The sequence below is a fragment of the Acinetobacter sp. 22323 genome (assembly GCF_052044895.1).
In the GTDB taxonomy this organism is placed as follows: domain Bacteria; phylum Pseudomonadota; class Gammaproteobacteria; order Pseudomonadales; family Moraxellaceae; genus Acinetobacter; species Acinetobacter schindleri.
On sequence record NZ_JBQEOL010000008.1, the window covers coordinates 124,452 to 144,826 of the forward strand.

17 protein-coding genes and 1 tRNA gene are annotated in these 20,375 nt (G+C 41.7%); 2 read left to right on the plus strand and 16 right to left on the minus strand.

All coding sequences use genetic code 11. The features are described from left to right. The first annotated feature begins 31 nt into the window (after positions 1–31). Positions 32–745, plus strand: a complete 714-nt coding sequence (locus ACTJIX_RS07300) for a D-Ala-D-Ala carboxypeptidase family metallohydrolase (RefSeq protein ID WP_005221716.1) — start codon at positions 32–34, stop codon at positions 743–745. A 132-nt stretch (positions 746–877) separates the two neighbouring features. After that, entirely contained in the window at positions 878–1,543 is a 666-nt protein-coding gene (locus ACTJIX_RS07305) for an O-methyltransferase (RefSeq protein WP_004812592.1), read from the plus strand. Between the two features lie 201 nt (positions 1,544–1,744). Here the strand turns inward: ACTJIX_RS07305 and ACTJIX_RS07310 are convergent, their stop codons facing one another. From ACTJIX_RS07310 to ACTJIX_RS07385, 16 genes are all read right to left on the minus strand, one after another. Then, on the minus strand, positions 1,745–2,587 hold the full coding sequence (locus ACTJIX_RS07310) for a universal stress protein (RefSeq protein ID WP_004812590.1): 843 nt from the start codon (positions 2,585–2,587) through the stop codon (positions 1,745–1,747). 187 nt (positions 2,588–2,774) lie between these two features. Then, complete coding sequence (locus ACTJIX_RS07315) at positions 2,775–3,395, minus strand: acyltransferase (protein WP_005221714.1); 621 nt, start codon at positions 3,393–3,395, stop codon at positions 2,775–2,777. Continuing rightward, on the minus strand, positions 3,388–3,987 hold the full coding sequence (locus ACTJIX_RS07320) for an IMPACT family protein (RefSeq protein WP_005221713.1): 600 nt from the start codon (positions 3,985–3,987) through the stop codon (positions 3,388–3,390). The genes ACTJIX_RS07315 and ACTJIX_RS07320 overlap by 8 nt, the downstream gene beginning before the upstream one ends. Before the next feature lie 107 nt (positions 3,988–4,094). Continuing rightward, positions 4,095–5,282 carry an HlyD family efflux transporter periplasmic adaptor subunit gene (locus tag ACTJIX_RS07325; protein WP_005221712.1) on the minus strand — a complete coding sequence of 396 codons (1,188 nt, stop codon included), beginning with the start codon at positions 5,280–5,282 and terminating at the stop codon, positions 4,095–4,097. Next, complete coding sequence (locus ACTJIX_RS07330; RefSeq protein ID WP_005221711.1) at positions 5,279–7,417, minus strand: type I secretion system permease/ATPase; 2,139 nt, start codon at positions 7,415–7,417, stop codon at positions 5,279–5,281. Before ACTJIX_RS07330 ends, ACTJIX_RS07325 begins: the two co-directional genes overlap by 4 nt. Then, positions 7,414–8,961 carry a TolC family outer membrane protein gene (locus tag ACTJIX_RS07335; protein ID WP_004894333.1) on the minus strand — a complete coding sequence of 516 codons (1,548 nt, stop codon included), beginning with the start codon at positions 8,959–8,961 and terminating at the stop codon, positions 7,414–7,416. The genes ACTJIX_RS07330 and ACTJIX_RS07335 overlap by 4 nt, the downstream gene beginning before the upstream one ends. A gap of 140 nt (positions 8,962–9,101) precedes the next feature. Next, the gene (lptB, locus tag ACTJIX_RS07340) at positions 9,102–9,842 is read right to left on the minus strand and encodes an LPS export ABC transporter ATP-binding protein (protein ID WP_004812578.1); all 741 of its coding nucleotides are present in this window, start codon (positions 9,840–9,842) and stop codon (positions 9,102–9,104) included. Next, positions 9,842–10,408: a lipopolysaccharide transport periplasmic protein LptA gene (gene lptA / locus ACTJIX_RS07345; RefSeq protein WP_004812577.1), complete on the minus strand. Its 567-nt coding sequence runs from the start codon at positions 10,406–10,408 to the stop codon at positions 9,842–9,844. The genes lptB and lptA overlap by 1 nt, the downstream gene beginning before the upstream one ends. Next, entirely contained in the window at positions 10,392–10,940 is a 549-nt protein-coding gene (lptC, locus tag ACTJIX_RS07350) for an LPS export ABC transporter periplasmic protein LptC (RefSeq protein ID WP_004894330.1), read from the minus strand. Before lptC ends, lptA begins: the two co-directional genes overlap by 17 nt. Before the next feature lie 33 nt (positions 10,941–10,973). After that, a complete protein-coding gene (locus tag ACTJIX_RS07355) occupies positions 10,974–11,513 on the minus strand; it encodes a KdsC family phosphatase (protein ID WP_004894328.1) in 540 nt (179 codons plus the stop codon). Between the two features lie 3 nt (positions 11,514–11,516). Beyond that, complete coding sequence (locus tag ACTJIX_RS07360) at positions 11,517–12,494, minus strand: KpsF/GutQ family sugar-phosphate isomerase (RefSeq protein WP_004894325.1); 978 nt, start codon at positions 12,492–12,494, stop codon at positions 11,517–11,519. Positions 12,495–12,769: 275 nt separating this feature from the next. Continuing rightward, positions 12,770–12,845: transfer RNA gene (locus tag ACTJIX_RS07365), tRNA-Gly, on the minus strand. A 65-nt stretch (positions 12,846–12,910) separates the two neighbouring features. Beyond that, positions 12,911–14,332, minus strand: coding sequence for a cysteine--tRNA ligase (gene cysS, locus ACTJIX_RS07370; protein ID WP_004894322.1), 1,422 nt, complete (start codon positions 14,330–14,332; stop codon positions 12,911–12,913). Between the two features lie 176 nt (positions 14,333–14,508). Continuing rightward, on the minus strand, positions 14,509–14,919 hold the full coding sequence (locus ACTJIX_RS07375) for a hypothetical protein (RefSeq protein ID WP_004894319.1): 411 nt from the start codon (positions 14,917–14,919) through the stop codon (positions 14,509–14,511). A 69-nt stretch (positions 14,920–14,988) separates the two neighbouring features. Then, entirely contained in the window at positions 14,989–16,728 is a 1,740-nt protein-coding gene (locus tag ACTJIX_RS07380; protein WP_440611319.1) for a type I secretion C-terminal target domain-containing protein, read from the minus strand. Beyond that, complete coding sequence (locus ACTJIX_RS07385; RefSeq protein WP_440611320.1) at positions 16,700–20,254, minus strand: Ig-like domain-containing protein; 3,555 nt, start codon at positions 20,252–20,254, stop codon at positions 16,700–16,702. Before ACTJIX_RS07385 ends, ACTJIX_RS07380 begins: the two co-directional genes overlap by 29 nt. Positions 20,255–20,375 lie beyond the last annotated feature (121 nt).

Below are 20,375 nucleotides of genomic sequence, written 5' to 3' on the forward strand. Positions count from 1 at the left end.
GCGCTATTTTATAAATACCTGATTTCTAATAATGAAGCATTTTTACAAGGGATTATTGGGTCTCAGCATGATCCCTTTTGTCATGGTGGGCTGTACCACCGCGACAAAGAAACCAATGACCTTGCCAGATGGAAAACGGATTTACATTCCTCAGGAACAGGTTAAGGTTGACCGTAAGGTGCTGCCTAAGAGTATTCCTTTTGCCTATACCAACTGGGCAGCCGTAGCAAATAACCTCTCTCGTGTACGCGAGTATGAAGTATTTTTAGAACGTAATTCAGTAGGTAATATCATTCCAAGTTTTGAATTGATGCGTACTGCACGTGACTGGTCGCGTTGTGGTGGACCGCAGTATATGGTGCCGAGCCGTGAGCTGTGGAACAATCAGTTACCAACGTTACGTGTATTTAAATATCTGGTTGCAGCCAATGTCCTCAATGATTTCGAAGTGACCTCAGTTTATCGTGATCTGCCACTCAATAAATGTGCTGGTGGTGCTAACTCTTCACGTCACCTGTATAACTCTGCGATTGATTTCCGTATTGGCCCGGAATTCCCGCAGCCAGAAGATTATGCCTATATTGAGAATACCAAGTTCAAACTTTGCCAGTTCTGGATACAACATGGTCAAAGCCTGAATATGGGCTTAGGTCTATATGCTTCAGGTCAGATCCATATTGATACCCAAGGTTACCGCACCTGGGGCCCGGATTTAAGCCGTAGATCTTCAATGTGTAATTACTAAGTCATTCCAACTACAATACAGAATATGTAAATCGTTCTGTATTGTTCATTTTCAAAGCAAATATAAAACAATAAATTGCGCTCCACTGCGAAAGGTTTAAAATGCCTGCATCGCAACAAAGGTGCTCAAGCTATGCAACAAATGTGGACAGATCTCGACAATTATATTGATTCACATTTAATTCCAGATGATCCTATTCTGAAACAGACTCTTGAAAATACAGCTGCGCATGGATTTCCTGATCATCTGGCGGTAGCTGCCAATCAGGGCATGCTGTTACAGATGCTGATTCAGATGAATGGCTGCAAGCGTGTACTTGAACTCGGAACTTTTGCTGCATATAGCACCATGTGGCTGGCACGTGCCCTGCCTGAAGATGGTTATATCCTGACCATTGAAGGTCGTGATACGCATGCCGCAATGGGTCAGGAAAATATCGAGCGTGCCAACCTCAAACAGACAGTCGAACTTAAATGTGGCCGTGCAGCAGATATCCTAAAAGCCCTACCGGAAGATACAGAACCATTCGATTTTATCTTTATTGATGCGGATAAACAGAGCTATCCTGAATATCTGGAGCTCAGCCTGAAACTGTCTCGTTCAGGTACAGTAATCTTTTTAGACAACGTGATTCGTGCTGGGGCAATTATTGATTTGGACAATAATAAGCCAAGTATTGAAGGTATTCGCAGCATGTTTGAAGCAATGCAGAATCACCCGCGCCTACTTTCCAGTACTGCTCTACAGACCGTGGGCAGCAAAGGTCATGACGGTTTTGCACTGGCTATTGTTAAATAACAGTCTGAGAGCAAAAAACACCCAATAAAGTATTTTAAATATATAACAATAACTTATGAGATGTAACCACAGAGTTATCCACAATATATGAGGATAACTCTGATTATTTTTAAATCAAACTGTAACAATTTCCAACTTCAAGCTTTTTAATTTCGTGGAATTGTTATTTTAACTTTATAACGCTTTTTCCAATATTTTCCTTTACTTGGCAACCAGAAGCGGTACTTTGGAATTGCGGAAAATGGTGGTTGCGATACTACCCAGGAAGAACTGGTGGATTTTGCTGTGACTGAATGCACCCAGTACAATCAGCTGAATTCCCTGCTCCTGCTGATAAGACAGAATGTTCTCTGCCACATCACCATAGCGGTATTCAGGAACAACATCCAGTCCGGCTTCTTTCAGATAATTTAACGGTTCATTCAGGATTTCAGCATGATCTCCGACATACAGCAAATGACACTGTAGAAGTTTCAGTAAATCACTTTCTGCAATACGTTTCATCATCTGGATACAGGTTGGTGAATATTCATAGGCAAAGATAAAGCGTGTTGGCGGTTTAAAGTTTTCACCCACTGTCATTACCGTACAATTGGCACCACGGATAAAGTTTTCCACATTGGTGCCCATTGGCTTGTTTTTCTCAGCCGAGCGCTCACCCAAACGTCCAATGACGACAATATCATCAGGTCTGAGTAACTGAAAGCTTTGTTCAAGGAAGTCCCCTTTTTCCTGAATATGGATGGTGTTGATATTGTGTTTTTCTTTGATCTGGTCAGAAATGTGTCGCAACAGATTATTGCTATAGTCTAAAGCTAATTCACTCTGTTTCTGTTCAAGTTCAGCAAGTTCTTTCAGCAACATGGCATTGCTTTCAAAACCAATCACACCACTAATTTCCCCCAAATGATAACTTGCAGGGTAATAATCCAAAACTTGCAATAACACCAGCTCACGATGAGTCTGCTTGGCAATCCATGCAGCCGCTTCTGCGAGGGCATTAATGCATGGAGAAGAATCAATGCAGGCAATGACACGTTTCATGTTTAGCCTCTCTCATTATAATAAAAGTTCTTAGATATTTTTAAGTTAGCATAGCCTTCGGCAAATGTGCAGCGAATTCTGTAGCACAGGATTTGAATTATGTTATTTTTTATGTGACGTTCTAGTGGCTTATACATTTTTAAACTACCAGAACAATCCTTGTATCGTCTGAAACTCTAAATATGTATTAATCCCGGTAGCGAATCAGTTTGGCCGGATTACCTGCAACGATCATGCGTTCATCCACATCTTTGGTGACCATACTGTTCATACCAACAATGGCCTGATCCGCAATTTTCACTCCGTCTTTAATGCCGACATGAGCACCCAGCCAGACATCACGGCCAATTTCAATCCCTTTGGAACGCACCGGCTGTTTATAAATGGGCTGTTCCAGCTCCATCCCATGATCAAAAGCGTACAGGTGACAATATGCTGCCATACGTACCTGATCATGCAACTTAATTCCTACCCGTCCACCATCCAGAATACAGTGGTGATTAATCGCGACTTCATTGCCAATTTCTAGTGGCCCATGCAAGGTACAGTCCGCTGCGATAAAGCTATGATCACCAATCACTATTTTTCGGCCCGGTTCAGCGAAGATATGGGCCAGTGGTGAAATAAAGCAGTTCTCACCAATCTCGACTGTTTCCATTTCACGCAGATAGTCCTGATATTCGCGCTGCCACTGTTCTGCCCAGCCCCGGTTTTTAGGTTTGAGTGACCAGTATAGCCACGGCATATAATTAAGACGATGCTTATGCTGCTCGCGGTATTTCAGTAGAGGGTCCTGCTGCTCAGTCATCTTGGGGCTCATCTATAATTTTTAAGGCTTCACGTCCGCGGCTGATATCCTGGATCTTCAAGGCAAATGGCTCAATCTGATGTTTCTGCATTTGCGCAATAACCTCGACGCCTTCTGCGGTATAATCTTCCTGATAGTCAATCTGTTGCTGATTCAGCTCATACTGAAAAATAGCCCATTCACTAAAATTACAACGAAAGGACACTTTCTTCTTTTCAATCAGTTCAATCTTTTCAGCTAAGATTAGGCATTGCCCCGCACACCCCCCATAAGCACGAACCAAACCACCCGTACCTAGCTTGATTCCTCCATACCAGCGATTCACCAGCACCAATACATTGGTCAGCTCATTGCCTTCAATGGTCGCTAAAATCGGTCGACCTGCGGTGCCAGAAGGCTCGCCATCATCATTAAAACGCACATTATGTCCAATTTTCCATGCCCAGCACTGATGCGTCGTGGTGGTATCACGATAAGCTTCCAGAAAATCCTTTATATCCTGTTCGGATTCCACCGGCGTGGCAAAGGCCTGAAAGCGGCTTTTCTTGATCTCTTCTTCAAAACTGACAAGGCTGGCAATAGTAAAAGACATTGGATTCAAACAATAACATCACTGTGTTGCAGTATAACGTGTTTGTCTGCACAAACAAAAAAGCCCCTAGACATAGAGGCTTGAATTTGTACAACTACAATGATGTATTAACGTTCGCGCAATGCTTCTTTGGCCTTGTTAAACGGTTTAACCAGATAATCCAGTACGGTTTTTTCACCCGTACGGATATCCACGGTGGCCACCATGCCCGGGGTGATATTAAATTCCTGTCCGGCTTTATTGGTCAGCTTGTCATTTTCGGTACGGATATACACACGATAGTAAAATTGGTCCTGTTTGACTTCATCACGTAGAGTATCGGGGGAAATCACAGTGACTTTACCTTTCAGGCCGCCATAAATGGAATAATCATAAGCGGTGATTTTAACCAATGCTTCCTGATCCGGGCGGATAAAGGCAATATCACGTGGTGAAATACGTGCTTCGACCAGCAATTTTTCATCCAGCGGTACAATCGTCATCAACTTGCCGTTTTGTGGAATGACGCCTCCCAAGGTCATGACATCAATTTCCTTCACCACGCCACGTACTGGCGATTTGAAAATAGTCCGGTTCAGCGTATCGGATTTACCACGTACCACCTGTTGCTGAGTTTCTACATCCGTATTGGCTTTGGCAAGCTCTTCACGCGCTTTCACAAAATACTGGTTCCGTACATCATTCATCTGGTTTTGCAGGTCATTGGCTTCACGTTTTAAACGCAGAACTTCCACTTCGCTTGCAGCACCTTTTGCAACTAATGGTTCAGTCATCGCCAGTTCTTGCTGTACCAGTACCAATGCCTGCTGTAACCCTGCTAAAGATTGTTCCAGATTAGCACGACGCGATTTATATAATGCAGTTTCCTCTGCCACCAGTTTTGGCTCCGTGAGAACCTCTGGCGGGAAGGACAACGGCGCACCGGTGACTTCAGCACGTAAGCGTGCCGCGGTTGCACGCGAAGAAATTAACAGAGAAGCCGATTCACCTACATTGGATTCAAAACGGGTGGGATCCAGCTGTGCCAATACCTGACCCTGCTCGACAATTTCACCTTCTTTGACGTTCAGTTTGGTGAGGATACCACCTTCTAGAGACTGAATAACCTGTTCCTTGGAAGAGGGTATCACTTTACCGGTGCCTGTCGAAACTTCTTCCAGCTTGAACAGCCATGCCCACGTCAGCAGAATCAGTAAGCCTATGCCAATGATCCAGATAATCACACTTGATTTTGGCAAAGGTGGTTCCTGAAAGCTGACTTTGGTTGAACGCTTGATTTCCTGTTGTGCACTCATGCGCTTGCTCCCGTAACACGCTTCGCTCCACCTTGTGATTGGTTCAGGATCTGGTCCCGCGGACCATCCATCACAATCTTGCCGTCATTTACGACAATAATACGATCTACCAGTTCAAGTACCGCACGACGATGTGTAGCCACCACCATGGTTCGGCCAATCAGATAAGTTTTTAAATTATCAATCAGCTGTTTCTCAGAAACATCATCAATGGCAGCAGTGGGTTCATCCAGCAATAAAATTCGTGGTTGGCGAATCAGTAAACGAGAAAGTAACAAGGCTTGACGCTGCCCCCCAGAGAAGCCCACACCACCTTCCAGAATGATATGGTCCAAGCCTTCTTTCTTTTCCTGAACAAAGCCCAATGCACCTGTGAGTTGCAAAGCTTCCAGGATTTGCTGGTCAGTTGCCAGTGGTGCACCCAGCGTCAGGTTTTCACGAATGCTGCCATAAAATAACTGTGAATTTTGATTCAGTAGGCCCATATCACGGCGCACATCTGCCGGATCAATCAGGTTCAGGTCAATCCCATCAAGTTTAACCTTGCCCTGTAACGGCGTTTGCATACCGGATAACAACTGCAATAAGGTTGATTTACCGGCACCATTACGCCCCAAAATCGCAATCTTCTCACCAGGCTTGATGTCCAGTTTGGGAATTACTAGAGTCGGTTTAGGGTCATCTTCACCATATTTGAATACTGCCCCGCTCAGCTCGTACTGACCTTCGAGTAATGGGCGGTGAATCAGATGTGAATAATCCGGCTGATCTACCGGCTTTTTCATCAGTTCATCCAAACCGTTTTTCGCGACTTTCGCCTGCTGTAAACGCCCCAACACACCGGTAATTTGGGAAATTGGCGCAAGCATACGCGAAGACAGGATTGAACAGGCAACCAGTGCACCTGTGGTCATTTCACCTTCCATAACGGCAAAACAGCCCACTAACACGACGATGGCAAATGTCAGGCCTTGAATCTTTTGCGTCCAGGCGGTCATCAAACCAACGATTTTACGTTGCTGCATGCTGACATCCGCAGACACTTCATTCATATGGTTCCACTGGTTCTGGAAACGCGATTCAGCACGCAGTAGCTTGATGTCTTCAATTCCTTGTACTGCTTCCACCAGCAATGCATTACGGATTGCAGATTCACGCATGCCCATTTGTGCCAGCTCACCCAGTTTTTTCTGTGCCAGAATCCCCGGTAGAATCATTATGGGTACGACTAACAGCATCACCCAGAACAGGTTTCCGCCAATGAGCCAGAAAATCCCCAAGAACAGGAAGAAAAATGGCAGGTCGGCAATTGCAGTCACCGTAGTAGACGTCACCAATTCACGAACACCTTCCAGTTCACGAATCTGTGAAATAAAAGTACCGGTAGATTTTGAACGCTCTTTATTTTTAATGCGTAAGGCATGACCAAAAACCTGGTCAGAAATACGTAAATCAGCGCGCTTGCCGATAATATCAGACAGATAGATCCGGGAGACGCGTAAGGTAAATTCGAAGATTGCCGCAATCAATACACCGCCTGCCAGTACCCATAAGGTCGGGATGGACTGTGAAGGAATGACCCGGTCATACACGTTCATGGAAAAGACAATGGTCGCCAGTGCGAGGATGTTCGCGATTAAAGAAGCAAACATCACATCGATATAACGTTTCCAGTCATTCAGGACAATTGACCAGAACCAGTTTTTTTCAAAAGGCTTGATATATTCATCGACCCGGGCATCGGGTACTGAAGATTCAGGACGCAGGATATAAAGGCTTTTAGCACCCTGCTTCAGATGTTCCAGGTCAAAGACCTGAGACAATCCCTGATCGCCACTCAGCTGCACACTGGCATTGCCTTCATTATCAATGCGCTCGATGACACCCACTTCGCCATTTTCAAATTCTACCAATATTGGCAATTTCCATGGACTGAGCAGACTGGCATCAAATTTATTTTTACGTACATTCAGTCCGATTTGACGCGTGACAACTTTGAGCAGCTCATCAACATCATGATGCTGGTTCCAGTCGAGTTGTAAGCGGATTCTTTCCTCAGATGGCTCGATGCGATAATGCTTGGCGATATTAAGTATCGCCTGAAGCCACGGCTGATAATTTATTGTATTACTCATGGCTGTACTTCAAACCCCTGAATAGAAATACGGTTAAGGTCATAAAGATCGCGTGTACGACCAGTGACCTGAATGTACTGAACAATAGCGGTATAAATATCGTAACGCGCAGTTTCGATTTCTTGGGCTGCGCTGTGAATTGCCTGCTCTGCATTAAGCAGATCGACTACGGTTCGAGTACCGAGTTTATATTGTTCCTGATACAGCTCTCTGGTGCGCACAGTGGTTGCACGGCGCTGTGCCAGAATGTCCATTTGTCGCTGTTTATTTTCAATCTGTTCTCGAATCAAGCGGACCTGATCGACTACATCCAGATAGGCAGTATTGACCTGAGCACGTGCTGCTTCTTCAGCAAAACTGGCTGCACGGGTCTGTGATCTGGTCGCCCCACCTTGATAGAAATTACTGGTGGCTTCAATCATCACAGAGTTATAAAAGCCATCATCTTCATTATTATTCGGATTGCGACCATTAATGGCCTGACTCATACTCCCTTTGATATTAATGGTAGGATAAGTATTTAGCTTGGCCTGCTCTTTTTGCGAACGTGCAACTTCCACGCCAGCATGTGCCAACATCAACGTCGGAATACTGGTAAATTCAGGCTCCTGGTAAAGTCCGGCCTGTTGAATCAGACTATCTGGAATTTCCCACTCTACATTGGATATATCAAAGCCGAGTAAAGTGCGCAGTTTTTGTTGATACTGACGTAACTGGGTTTGTTGCACAATCAGGTTATTCTCTGCAGCTTCCAGATTGGATTGGGCCTGAATCGGATCGGCCTGACTGCTGATCCCGGCTTTGGCTCGCAGATTGGCAATTTCCGCAATTCGTGCAATCCCTTGTTTCTGCTGCTCGGCAATCTTGGTGATTTCCTGATAGCGCTTGATATTGACAATGGCATCTGCCACTTCAAGTGCAATCTGATCCAGGCTGACTAGAACCCGTGCCTGCGCTTCGGCAAGCTTGGCTTCTTCAGTGGTTACGCTGGATTTTACCTTGCCAAAATCATATAGCATTTGGGTCGCATTCAAGGAAACTACCTGACGACCGCGTTCGCCCTTGGTTAAATCTGCTGTTCCAAATCCACCCGAAATCTGTGGATAGTATTGTGCCTTTGCCACATCAATATTGGCAGCCTGAGAGGACAGCGAAGATATACTTTGTGAAATCTCGGGACGACGCTGAACTGCTGTAAGTACAGCCTCCTTAAGATTAATTCGTCTGGGAATTCCCATGGCTGGAATATTATTCTGGGAACGAGTACCATTCTGAAAGCCGCCTACTTGGGGCAACTCCTGAACACGTGAGGTATCCAGCTGATAATTACTCAAATCCCGCAGATCAACCGTATGTGAGGATTTTACAGGTTCAGGGGAGAACAGTTTACTGACCCCTTGTTTGAATCCCTGAAAATATCCCTTTTCCGTATCTGCCGCATAAACCTGAGACATTTGCAAAGGCAGTAAAAGGGCGATCAATACCCTTTTTTTTCCCTGTAAATTACCCCGAAGTTTATTAATTTTTTTTGCTTGCAATAGCATGATTATTGGTGTCGTTTTTAAACTAACTATATACCAAAAATATTTTAAAATTGATGATACTAAAATATTTTCGACGAAAAAATCCCACACAACAACGCTAAAGTTGACTGTGTGGGCTTGATTAAGGTAATAAAGCCGAATTACACGGTAAAGTCATCACCCAGATACACTTTTCTAACAGTTTCATTATTCAGGATTTCTTGTGGTGTACCTTCTGCAATCACTGCACCTTCACTGACAATATACGCATGCTCACAGATTGCCAAAGTTTCACGCACATTATGATCAGTAATTAATACCCCAATACCACGATCTTTCAAGGTTGTGATAATGTCTTTAATATCTCCGACAGAAATCGGATCGACCCCGGCAAAAGGTTCATCAAGTAACATGAATTTTGGATCAGCTGCCAGCGCACGGGCAATTTCCGCACGACGACGCTCACCACCAGAGACACTCATGCCCAGAGAATCTTTGATATGGGTAATCTTAAAGTCTGCCAGCAATTCTGCCAGGCGCTGCTGACGCTGGGCTTTGGTCAATTCCTTACGGGTTTCAAGAATCGCCATGATATTTTCAGCAATGGTCAACTTCCGGAAAATAGAAGCTTCCTGCGGCAGATAACCAATCCCTTTACGGGCACGTTCATGCATAGCCAAATCTGAGAGATCCAGATCATCCAGATATATTTCACCTTTATCCATACGCACCAGACCAACCACCATATAGAAGCTGGTGGTCTTACCTGCACCATTCGGACCAAGTAAACCAACGATCTGACCACTTTCCATGCTGAAGGATACATCCTTCACCACCCAACGTTTACTATAGTTTTTCGCCAGATGTTTAATGGTTAAGGTTTGAACCTTTGATTCAGCCATTAGTCACGTGCTCCCGGGAAGGATTTAGAACTGGATGGTGGAATCACAATCTGTACACGACCTGAAGAGGAACCGGTTTTATTTGGCGTACCAACAGCTTCAATATCCCCCTTATTCATACTATATCGAAGCGTATTACCACGGATACTGGCTCCATCCTGTTCCAGGAAGGCATTACCTGTCAGGGTAATAATACCGGTATCAGCATTGTAGACAATCTTCTGTGCCTGACCTTTCGCGATTCCTTTAGCAGCATCGATTTGTTGCTGGAAACGTGCAGGACTGCCATTTGCTGTAATCGTGCTGATTTGCTTCTTGCTGTTCAGGTTTGCCACAATTGAGTTTGCCTGAAGTTTCATAGTCCCTTGCTCAATAATGACATTACCGGTATAAGTCGTGATACCGGTACGCTCATTAAAAGTTGCACGGTCAGCTACCAGCGAAATAGGCTGCTGACGGTCTGAAGGAATTGCAAGCGCTGCGAGTGAAGTAAACCCGAGCACAGCAGCAAGCGCAGTACGCTTCAGGAAAGTAGTCGTCATTTTAGGTTTAAGAATTTGGTTCATACTTTCCTCGAATATTAAAAAATTCGTATTGACCGTCATTTAGATTTGCCTTCAAGCCCTGACTGATAAACTCAGCTTGTGGAGTCGTTACTTCTACAGCTTTATCCGTTTCAATTTCTCGTGTTTTAGGGAAACCTGTTAACTCTTCTGTCTTGAACTGAAGCTGACCATCTTGCAGAATCTTGGTTGCTACCACCTGCTGAGAAAGGATCACTTTAGTATTATCCTCATAGCCATTCACAAGTTTGGCATAAAAAGTAGAATCTACTTTGCCATCCTTGTACATAGAAGCATTCATATTTTCCAGCTTCGAGGTTTTTTTCTGCATATCCTGCTCGAGTCGATCGACTTGAGCACGAACAGCCAGCTCACCTTTTTCATCGGTTTGCGTCAAATTAATATTTTCAGCCGTGGATTTCATACTGCGTGCAGCATCTACCTGAAGCTTATTGCCACTTCCACTGAAATAATAATAACCACCACTTATGGCTGCGAGAATAATCGCGGTTACGTATAAAACTTTAGTATCCATAAGCGGTGTACTTAATCCAGAACGTATAGTTGATTAATATGGCGCACGAGTAAACTTTTCAAGTAATTCTTGGTAAACACCTTTAGACATTAAAAGCATGTCACAGATCTCACGCACCGCACCACGGCCACCCATCGCCTGAGTCACCAGATCGGCACGACGACGTACTTCGACATGACCATTTGGAACTGTCACTTTCATGCCAGCAATGGCAAAAGCTGACAGGTCGGGCCAGTCATCGCCCATATACAGGCAATCTTCAGGATCGATATTCAACTGAGCGCAAGCTTCTTTGAGGGCAACGCCTTTGTCTTCACGCCCCTGATAGACTAGGTCTACCCCTAAATCAGACATACGCTTTTCTACAATATTACTTTGACGTCCAGTGATGATAATCACTTTAATTCCAGCTTGCTGAACCAGCTTCATACCCAGACCGTCACGAATATCAAAGGACTTGATCTCATCACCCGTATTGGTTAGCGTGACAAAACCGTCACTTAGAATCCCATCTACATCAAGCACCAGTGCTGCAATATGACGTGCCTGCTCTAATAATACATAAGATGCCATCTATTAATTTACCCCAGCCTGAATCAGGTCATGCATACTAATTACACCAATGACTTTATTGGCATCATCAACAACTACAAATTGATTAATTTTACGTTCATTCATACGTTCTAGCGCTACTACAGCACGTGCTTCCTGAGAAATCGTCAGAGGATTTTTGATCATCACTTCTTGAATCGGCAGATTGACATCAAAACCTTGCTGCTTATCAATCAATCGGCGCAAGTCCCCATCCGTGAAAATACCCAGCAGAACATCATTTTGATCGACAATTGTGGTTAAACCTAGGCGTTTATTTGAAATTTCGTATAAAACTTGATTCATCGGTGTATCTGGTGACACTTTCGGCAGTTCTGCACCAGTATGCATCAGGTGTTTAACATGCAGCAATAAGCGTTTACCCAAGGCACCTGCTGGATGTGAGAGGGCAAAATCATCAGCAGTAAAACCACGTGCATCCAGCAGTGCTACAGCCAAGGCATCACCTAACACCAGAGTTGCTGTAGTACTTGAAGTTGGTGCCAGACCAAGCGGACAAGCCTCTTGCAGATTACCCAAAGTTAAAGCGACATCAGCATTTTGTGGCATAGGGCCTTTGTCGTCACCACTAATGGTAATTAAAGGAATTTCCAGCCGCTTAATCAAAGGCATGAGCATCATGATTTCATCACTCTTGCCTGAGTTTGAAATGGCAATCAGTACGTCACCCGGCACCAGCATGCCGAGATCTCCATGTCCCGCCTCACCTGGATGCATAAAGAATGAAGGCGTACCTGTAGAGGCAAAAGTCGCGGCCATTTTGCGGCCAATATGCCCGGATTTCCCCATCCCGGTAATCACCAGACGCCCCTTACACTGCAGGATAATTTCACATGCCTGACTAAAACGCTCATCGATTTGGGCAGCTAAAATCTGTAATGCTTGTTCTTCGATACGCAGTGTTTCAAGTGCAACTTTCTGGAAGTCTATTTGATTTGGCATATTTGGTGGGTTCAAAGTAGGTTTACCTTAACTCTATATACAGAGTTGACTCATTCTAGCAACAATAATTTTCGCAATTTTATCATATCTATGCAAATTACAGGTTTCAAAATGTATGGCTTTTCATAAAACTTAAACTGAATGTTTTGAAATTTGCCTGACTAAAAGCCCCTCATTATTCAAAATTTAATCATATAAAATCAGTTCTGATTTTCCTTTTTATTTTGCACAGACAATAAAAAACCCCAATCTTCTGATTAGGGTTTTTTGAATTTTGGAGCGGGAAACGAGACTCGAACTCGCGACCCCAACCTTGGCAAGGTTGTGCTCTACCAACTGAGCTATTCCCGCAATATGGGAGTGAATTATAGAGAGTTTCTGCTAACTGTCAACTCTCTATCGATTCAACTGTCGAATTAATCAGCACGACGCCATACCGTTCCTTGACGGGTATCTTCCAGCACCACCCCTTGGTCTAATAAAGACTGGCGGATTTCATCAGCACGAGCAAAGTTTTTCTCTTTTTTGGCATCTTTACGTTGCTGGATCAGATCTTCAATCTGCTCTTCAGACAAGCCTAAAGCTTCCTGACCAATATCAGACTTTAAGAATTCGTCGACATTGTGCTGTACCAGACCCAGAATATTGGTGAGATGGCGCAGAGTAGAATAATAAACAGCAGCCTGTTCCTGATTCTGGTCTTTTACTGCACGATTCAGCTCTTTATTCAGTTCAAACAATACAGCAATGGCTTCTGGTGTATTAAAGTCATCACACATGGCTGTATTGAAACGCTCAACAAAGCTTTGATCCAGAGTTTCAACCAGTTGTTCGCCATATACTGCCTGATAAGCTTTGAAAGAATGATAGAAACGCATCAGCGTATTTTTCGCTTCTTTTAAGGCCACATCAGAATAGTTCACTGGGCTGCGGTAGTGTGAAGACACAATAAAGTAACGCACCACTTCCGGATGGAATTTTTCAATCACATCACGGATGGTAAAGAAGTTACCCAAAGACTTCGACATCTTTTCACCATCAACATTGATGAAGCCGGCATGCATCCAGTAGTTCACATACTGCTCACCTGTCGCTGCTTCAGATTGTGCAATCTCGTTTTCATGATGCGGGAAGCTTAAATCAGCACCGCCACCATGAATATCAAAATGATTGCCCAGGCAGCAGGTTGACATCGCAGAACATTCAATATGCCATCCTGGACGACCATTGCCCCATGGTGAAGCCCAAGAAGGTTCATTTTCTTTGGCATGTTTCCAAAGTACAAAGTCAAATGGGTGTTTTTTCTCAACTTCGACGTCTACACGTTCAGAAGCGCCTGCCTGCATATCTTCCAGTTTACGGCCTGAAAGACGGCCATATTTGGCAAATTTTTCAACTTCGAAATACACATCTCCATTATTGGCTGGATATGCTGTGCCGTTATTGACTAGTGTATCAATCATATTTTGCATTTGATCGATATAGTCGGTGGCTTTTGGTGCAGCATCTGGTGTAAGACAGCCTAACTTGGCAAAGTCTTCATTCATCGCATCAATAAAACGGCTGGTCAGTGATGAAATGCTTTCCCCATTTTCATTGGCACGTTTAATGATTTTATCATCAATATCGGTGATATTACGTACGTATTTCACCTGCCAGCCTTGGCTACGTAAGAAGCGAATAATATAGTCAAATGCAACCACTGTACGTGCATGTCCGATATGACAGTAGTCATAGACCGTCATCCCACAAACATACAAATCAATCTGACCTTCTTTACGAGGCACAAATTCTACTTTTTTACGTTGCTCTGAGTTATATAGAACAAATGGTTGCATAGGTCTTCTAGAATGCTTTTACAAATGATGGCTCATCTTAACCTAAGCATTATTTTTCATAAAGTTTTAAGATATGTTTTTATAAAATTAGCAAATTCATTAATGAATTTAAGAATTAAAAAAAGACCAGTATCTAACTAGTCTTTTTTCACTCGTAGTTTTAGTGAGTTTTAGAACTAAGTTTCACTTTTGCATTGGACCAGTGCTTCTTTAGTTTTTGGACCAAAATGATTTACGATGCCAGTGCTACGTACGTTGATCCAGTTCTGTTCACCTTTCTTATAAAAGTCGACATCAAAACCTGTGTATGCAACCGTAAATTGATACTGCGAACTATCACTTGCTTTTCTGCCCTGGCGTACAAATTTCTTTTCAAATGCGCCCAACTTTTTCTTCGCAGAAATCAAACGCAAAATGCTTTTATCTCCGACTACATAAGATAAGTTGTTGGCTTTCTGCACTGAACAATCAAGGGCGTATCGACCTTGAAAATCACCTAAATTTGCTGATTTTTTTGTTTCCGTATTTGCATTTGCTAGTGTGAATGATGCTGTAAGGACTAATACAGACAATAATGCTTTTTTCATGTTTGACTCGATATTTGTAAATGACAGTTCATCAGGAGAAAGTGATTCCACTTTCTCCTGATCGATGAATTAACCAATAAGTTGTTGATTTGCGATTAATTGATTGAGTAAATCCAGCTGAGCTTGCTGCGTAGCAACAGTTTGATTCTCTAGTACCAATAGATCGGTTTTTTGGAACTCATCTGCCTTACCATCACGGTCAATTTGAACGATAGCTTTACCATCTGCAGTTTTTCCGATCGAGACAAATTCTTTCAGATCATCACCTTGCTCATAACCTACTAACAAGGAACTTACATCGATTTTGTCGGCATTTTCATCTGTTAATGATGTTGTTAAGTGGAAGTCAGTCCAAGTATCTATGCCGTTACCACCATTATTATGAGACAAATCTAAAACATCAAAAATTACAGTGTCAGAGCCTGAGCTTAAAGTATATATATCATTAGAAGCTGAACTTTCAACTAGATTATTAAATTCATTCCCTTGAATAACTTTAGCAACACTAAATTCTATCGCTGCTTTATCAGACTCGCCTGTTGGAGAAATAATTTCATAGTCGAAATACTCTCTACCACCACCAAGACCGTTTGGCGTGAATACGTAACTACCATCTGATTTTACTACAAGATCACCATAACTACCGTAAACTGTGATTTCTTGAACTTCATTAGAACCTAAATAAAGATATTTATTTCCAAATTTCACGATAGCTTGATCTTTTAGACCAAGCGCGAATTTATCGTTAGAAAGGAAATTACCTATAACCTGGCCAGCTAGATAATCGGCATCTTTGCCAGTAGAGGTCCATGAATCATGGTAGTTATATGTTTGAGAGAAATTGAAACCATAATCCATTCCTGTACCATTATGGCCATCGATGGAATATTTCACTGTATAAGTACCAGATTTTAAATTCTCCCAAGTATGTGAGAGCGTATCTTTTTGCACATCTTTAAGTGAAATTGTATCTCCTACTTTAGAATACGTAACCTCTCCAGTTTGGGCATTTTTAACAATTTTATATAGCTCAAAATGCAAACCTGTCTTGTAAAGACCTTTAATATCCAAATCAACATTTAATGAGAATGTTAAATCTGTCGTCATATATGGCGTATTTACAATCTCAATAACTTTTGATTCCTTGTCCTTAATTTCATCCCATATTGGTAAACGGAGTCCTGTCTTTTCATCAATAATGACTTGTTCGACTTTATTCACCATTGGTGCAGCAATATCAATTTCCTTTTTTTCTGAATCAAATTGCTTATCTTGATTTGCATCAACAGTAGATAATTTGACATTTAGGATTGAAGATACAACTTCACCATTCGCTTCTTTATACGAATAGCTAAATGTATCGATCATGCCAAACTGCGGTATTTGATAAGTAGCATCGACGAAATACTCATAAGTACCATCTGCATGGTACGTTAATGTTCCATATGTGCCCTTCACTACAGTCGATTCCAGACTTTCGACTTTTTTTCCATTTAAAGTATAGATTTTTCCATCAACTGGAATATCTAACTTACCTGAAACCTCACCTTTATACACTACTGGATTATTGTAGTCTTCAACCGAAATTTCTTTAACTTCCAGTGTTGTACCACCAATAGCACCGATACCAGCAGTGCTATTTAACAATGCCACATACTCGCCTTCAGGGAAATCAAGATTAATTGGATCTCCAATATGAATACCACCTAAAGGAATGACCAATGTTACTGGAAGAACGACGTAGTTCGGCTTGGTGTAAAACAATTCAAGCTGACCATTATCAAGTTTTTTTATAAACCTGTAAGTCAAATATGCTTGCTACAGATACAGCCTGATAAGCACTTGCATGGAATTTAATATTCGCCAATTCTCCCGATTTGACACTTATATTAATACTATTATCAGCAGAGATAATTCCCGCATCTACAACGTCGCCTAATGATATTTCAGCCACACTAAATGCTGTCGCATTAATCTTACCTTTCGTTATGGTATTGAGATTAACATCCTCAAGTTCTACCTTCTCAACTAAAGTTTTAACCGTCGGCTCAATCTCTAACAAAGCAACTACTGTCGATAAGCCATTTTCTGTATTTGAGAAGTCTAAAGTGATGTTAAGTTGCGAATCATCAGACTGCCCAGATATTGGGTCGAAAATCGTATAAGTAAATTCATCTACATCCCCATAGTTGAAGTTTTTACTGTTGAAAGCTTCATAACTATAAGTACCATCTGCGGCAATGGTTAACTGACCATATTTTCCTTGAACGACCACAGCATCAGTAATTTGATCTGTATTTACCGCAACCGCACCATTAACACCAACTACCTGTGTAATAAATGAATGCTCTATATTAGGTCCTACATCTTGTCCTTTTGCCTGAAGATCAATATCGGTAATTAAATTACCCTTCGCAATACCTGAAACAGAAATTGGATTAGCATAGTTCAAAACTTTATTCTGAGAAGCTTCAAGCGTGTAACCATAAAGTGCATTGACACCACTTGCTGGTTCTAGAACTGCATAATACTGACCTTCATCAAATGTATAGGTAGCTGGTTGCTTAGATGCACCTCCCAGCAGAGCTACACCAAACCAGTTTTCTTTTAACTCAACCAAATCCAATTTATTCGTTTTTTCATTTAATTTATAAACATATAAATTGTAGTTTGTGAGGACTTGCACACCACCAGACTTACCATTGAAGGTAATTACCTGCTCAGTCAATGGATCCACTGTAAATTGCAGTGCATTTGCTGGTGTTAAAGCTCCAAGATCAAGCACACTACCTAAACCGATATAAGCAACATTAACTGTAGTTTTACTGTATTCACCTAACTCAGCCTTTGTCATGAAATGTTCAGAAGGAGCCACATTTAGATTTAGATCAACATTATTATCTACAGCAAGTAACTCCTGAGTCGCTTTAGAAATATTAATTATTAAAGTTTCTGATGCACCATTATCAACAGTATATTTAAACGTCTCTACTAAGTCTGCATTAGCAAATTGTGGACTAACGGTATATTTATATGCACCATTCGGCTGAATCATCAATTTACCGTATTTACCATTAATTACTGTAGAGCCATTAATTTCCGTTATTACAGGTTCGCTCACTTCATTTGATGATGACTTTTCTGTCGTAACCTCAACTTTTTTAACTTCAATATTATCTAAAGCATCATTATCAATAACGTTTCCTTCAGCTGTATAGAAAGTCGTAGATGGACTTACTGTTACAGTAGTTTTTTGCAAAACACTGACTAAATTATTAACCAAGTTACCAACAACAACATCAATGGCTTTATCTAAAGCAGTCATCAACGGGTTAAGTAATGTGGAGCCAATAACTTTATCGACTAATGCGGATATAGGGAATGTTAAAAGATTAACTGCATTTAAAATACCTTCTAGATAATCAACGAGTGTTGCACCTGCTATTGAATCTTGACCTAAAATCGATTTCAACTCTTTAATTAAGGCATCTTGATTATCTTTACCTAATAAATAACCACCTTGACCCAAATTAGCCAACTCGATATCACTGATCAATTTTTTCAGTTCACTTTGATCTGCATATGTTGCGATACGATACTGACCTGGCTCTAAACCACTAAATGTGACAGAAGCACTATTGTTATCAATCGCTCCTAACGCATATTGAGTTCCTAATGATGCAACAACACCATTTTGACCCATTGGTGCAGAAATGAGATTAACCCACTCACCTTCATTATTCTTTTGCTGTAAAACAACACCATATGCCTTTGCAACAGACAATAATGAACTAGTATCTAAACTTACTTGAACTGAATGATTACCTGCATATTCATCAGCTGTAAATGTAAATTCTGTTCCTGCCTTTATCGTATTTTGTGTAGTATTGGTTACATTAAATAGGTTAAGAATATCAACACCAGTAGCAACTAAAGTGTCTTGATTAACAGATGTTGGCACACCTGAAATATTATTAAAATCAGACACCAATCCACTCAATAACGAGTCATTAGATAAAATACCAGTATTAAATTCTGAACTACCATTGCCAGCATCATCTTGAATCGCATTTTTATCTTTCAAGTCTTTATCTACATAAGAAACCTGAACTTTATCGGATTGATAAATCGGCTTCACAGTTGTGATAACAACTTGCTGATCAACGATTTCAACCCCTTGAATCTCAACAACCTCATCCGTATTTTTGATAATCACAAAGGAGTCGAATGTAGGAGGATTATCGTTATCAAGCAATTCATCAAACTCTAGAACGATCTTTCCATCCTCATTAATATAACTATTCGTATATTTAGGAGCTTCTAAATCTATAGCATATGGAGCATTTGCTGTTTTATTCGATTCATTACCCGCTTTATCTTTGAATGTTACTTCAGCAACAACCTCACCCGCCACATCTCCAAATGATGAACCTGATAATTCCGCTGTCCACGTGCCAGTTACGGCATCGGTAATAATCGCATTTACTGTTTCAGTTCCAACAGTAACAGTAATTATCGTTTCAATGCTATCAGCAGGAATTGAAGTTAATTTACCAACAATCGTAACTTTATCTTGAGATTCTGCAATATTCACAATGCCATCTTGTGCAACAGTTTCGATTGTGAAGATCACGCCGTCCAACGCTGGTGGGATGATATCAGATTCAAATCCACCATTGGCTTTATCCAAGACTTTCTCTGAACCCGGGTTACCCGCAAGATCAGTATAAGAGCCTTCTTTAAGTATAAGACTTGGTTGATCTGTACCTTCTTGTACAAACTCTAAAGTCCATACCGTTTTGTCTGTTGCAGATTGTTGGAGTTTGTCAATTTTACCGCCTACTGCGACAAAATCATTAATGTCGAGGCCTTTAACTTCTTCACTAAATTTAATGGTAATGGTTACTTTTTCACCCTCAGCTAAAAGCGTATCCGATGCTGTGATACTCTCAATTTTCGGTGCAGTTGTATCTACCTGGTAGTTCGCAATAGTTGAGATTGTTGAACTATTACCGGCAGCATTTTTTAAAGTAGCTTCAGCAAAAATCTGAATGCCTTTTAAGAAGTGCTCACCTGCAATATTCGCTGTCCACTCACCTGTTTCCAAGTTAACAATTTGTGCTTCAACAACTTGATCACCTACTGTAACTTTAATTGCTGTAAGCGTACTGTCTGATGGAATTGAGCTTAACTTACCCACAATAGGAACATTTAAAGACGTTGATTCTACGGCATTGACAATACCGTCAGTAGCAATACTTACAATGTCGAAAATTACGTCACCTAATGCTGGTGGTGTGATGTCCGATTCAAATCCACCATTGGCTTTATCCAAGACTTTCTCTGAACCCGGGTTGCCTGCAAGGTCTGTGTACGACCCTTCTTTTAGTTTAAGACTTGGTTGATCTGTACCTGCCTGTTTAAAGCTTAAAGTCCAGACTGTTTTATCATCTGCA